3 protein-coding genes (1 of these 3 running past the window's edge) are annotated in these 2,633 nt (G+C 62.6%); 2 read left to right on the top strand and 1 reads right to left on the bottom strand.

The window, feature by feature from the left end; translation table 11 throughout:
* Together tig and EOC06_RS12920 are read left to right on the top strand one after the other, a co-directional pair.
* A protein-coding gene (gene tig, locus EOC06_RS12925; protein ID WP_128307932.1) for a trigger factor crosses the window boundary here: on the top strand, positions 1 to 261 show its end. Its footprint begins 1,071 nt before the window's first position; the window shows 261 of its 1,332 coding nt (coding positions 1,072-1,332); the start codon falls outside the window, past its left edge; its stop codon occupies positions 259 to 261.
* Between the two features lie 160 nt (positions 262 to 421).
* Complete coding sequence (locus EOC06_RS12920; RefSeq protein ID WP_128307931.1) at positions 422 to 946, top strand: hypothetical protein; 525 nt, start codon at positions 422 to 424, stop codon at positions 944 to 946.
* A 177-nt stretch (positions 947 to 1,123) separates the two neighbouring features.
* On the opposite strand, the gene EOC06_RS12915 is transcribed toward EOC06_RS12920, so the two are convergent.
* The gene (locus EOC06_RS12915; protein WP_128307950.1) at positions 1,124 to 2,440 is read right to left on the bottom strand and encodes a M20 family metallopeptidase; all 1,317 of its coding nucleotides are present in this window, start codon (positions 2,438 to 2,440) and stop codon (positions 1,124 to 1,126) included.
* Between the last annotated feature and the right edge of the window lie 193 nt (positions 2,441 to 2,633).

Genomic DNA, 2,633 nt, shown 5'->3' with positions numbered 1-2,633 from the left:
CGCAACAACCCGGAAGCGGTGAACACGCTGCGGGCGCCGATGTTCGAGGAGAAGGTGGTCGACCATCTGCTCGGTCAGATTTCGGTCACCGACGTCAAGGTCAGCAAGGAAGAGCTGATGGCCGACGACGAAGAGGACGAGACCTCCGTCAAGGCGAAGCCGGCGAAGAAAGCCGCCGCCAAGAAGGCCGACGCCAAGAAGGCCGACGACGCGGAAGAGCCCAAGAAGAAGGCCGCGCCGAAGAAGAAGGCCGCCGAATAACACCAGCGCTCCGCTGAAACAGGAAGGCCGCCCTCGAGGCGGCCTTTTTCGTTGCCAAACTGCAACAGCCGCCATGCTTCGCGAGCGACGGCCTGTGGCGACCAAGCTTTGATCATTATCTGCGCTTCTATTGCAAGCCGCTTGGTTGTTGGAGGGCGTGTTGAGACTGTTCGTCGAATTGGGACTCGCTTCGGCAATCGCGCTGATCCTTGTCTCGGTCTGCGGCATTGCCCAGGCCGGTACGGTGCCTGACAACTGGCGCTTCGGCACGAGTGAAGACGGCCTTGTCACGGCCTCGCTCTACGCCACCAACAAGCTGATCACCGGCGGCGGTGCCTTGAGCTACAGCCCGATCCTGACGATTGCCTGCCGGGCAAACGGCGAGCCGCATTGGACTGAATGGCTGCAATTGAACGACGCTGTTTCGGCCAGCCGCAAGATCACCATGTCGATCACGGTCGATCAGGAGAGCAAGTTCGATGAAAGCTGGGCGGTCGGGCCGCGCGGCCGGATGCTGGTGCGCGATGGCGCCGATGGCATCAGGCGCCTTGTCGCCGCGAACCGGCTCCAGCTTTCGTGGCGGTTCGGGCTGCTGGCGGGGCGCGGCGAGGCCGATTTCGACCTCGCCGGGTGCGGCGAAGCGGTCAATCAGGTAGCCGGCAGCTGCAACACCGATCCGCCGTGAACGGATCGTGAGCCAGGGCGGCGACAGGAATGGCTTGCTCAGGACCTCAAAATCTCTTGCTCAGGACCTCCGGCTGTCAGAACGCGACGACATCACCAGGCAGTAGCGCAAGTTCGGCCACGATGCCGCCGCCTGTCGTGGCATTGCTAACCGATCCATTCATGTTGGCGGTGCCCGCTAACGGCACCATTTTTCGACGGCAATTGCAATTGCCTTGGTGCAATCGACGAGATCGCGCACCGAAACGCGTTCGTTCGGCTGATGCGCCTGCGCGGGGTCGCCGGGACCGAAATTGACGGTCGGCGTGTTGCCGAGGCCGGTCGGCAGGCCGATGTCGCTGTGCGCGCCAAAACCACTCAGGACCGGCGAGAGATTGGCTTCTTTGACGGCCTCCTGGAAGACGCCGACAAAGGGATTGTCCGCTGGGATTTCGGCGCAATCGGCGTCGAGGATCCACTCGACGCGGGCGGGGTGCTTTCGCAGGTAGGGGTCTGCCTGGCAGACATTGGCTATGTGCTCTTCGATTTCGCGTTTGACGTTGCCACCCAGTTTGAACTCGTCGTGCTCGCTCGGCAGATATTGAGCGTCGATGATGATCTCGCCGCGCCCTGCCATGGAGGACGGATGTTCGCCGGCGCTCATCTGGGTGACGATGATCTGGTTGGGCAGGTCCATCAACGGATGGTTCTTTCTGGGATCGAACATCCAGCGCCGGTTGAGGATGTCGATGCCGTCGAGGATTTGCCGGCAAAGCTGGACGGCATCGACCGGGCCGCTCGAATACCAGGCATTGGGCGTCAGCTCCGCATGCCCGCCTATGCCGTCAATGATGATCTTCCCCCACAGAATGCCGTGACAGAGCGGTGCGATCTTGTTCGCCGTCGGTTCGGTCATGATGCCGGCGTCGGCGTGAAAGCCGCGATCGACCATGGCCAGCGACCCCATGCCGCCGATTTCCTCGTCGACGACGGTGGTGAAGACGACGTCTCCGGACAGGGCAATGTCGAGTCCCTTCAGGATCTCGACGGCCATCAGCATGCAGGCGACGCCGCCTTTCATGTCGACCGTACCGCGGCCGTGTAGAAATCCGTCCTTGAGGACGGGCTGGAACGGGTCGGTCGTCCAGTGCCCGGCGGCGCCGGGCGGGACGACATCGATATGGCCGGTCAGCATGATGGAGCGACCGCCGCCCGTGCCCTTCAAGACGCCGCCGAGATTGGGCCGGCCTTCGAACGTCCTGCCTTTGTTGGCGCCGGCCCGCCCCTTGTATTTTTCGTAGAGTGCAGGGCCATCCGGGTCCCATAGATCGGTCGAGAAGCCGAGCGCCTCGATCCGCTTTTGCAGATAGAGCTGGCAATCACGCTCGCCGGGGCCGGCCTCCTTTGGATCGGATTTCACGATCGAGGGGAAGGCGACGAGATCGCTCAGCGTTTGGACGATACGGTCAGCGCTTGCCTCGACGCGCGCGGCAATGATCTCTTCCATGGACGGCATCATGATCTCCAACGTTGGGAAAGTCGGTCGGCGAGAAGGACGAAAACCAGAAGGGCGCCGACAATCCCCACCTGCCAAACCGTGTTGATGTTCAATTGCAGAAGGCCGGTCTTCAGCGTGACCAGCAGCAGGACGGCCGCGAACACGCCGCCAACGCCACCGCGCCCTCCGGTGATGGCGATGCCTCCAAGCA

Source organism: Mesorhizobium sp. M7A.F.Ca.MR.362.00.0.0, assembly GCF_004023175.1.
Classification (GTDB): Bacteria; Pseudomonadota; Alphaproteobacteria; order Rhizobiales; family Rhizobiaceae; genus Mesorhizobium.
This window is presented reverse-complemented; position numbering and strand designations above follow the sequence as displayed.

Excerpts from the sequence above, each read along its gene's own strand:
- EOC06_RS12915 (WP_128307950.1), bottom strand. The coding sequence starts at position 2,440 with ATGCCGTCCATGGAAGAGATCATTGCCGCGCGCGTCGAGGCAAGCGCT.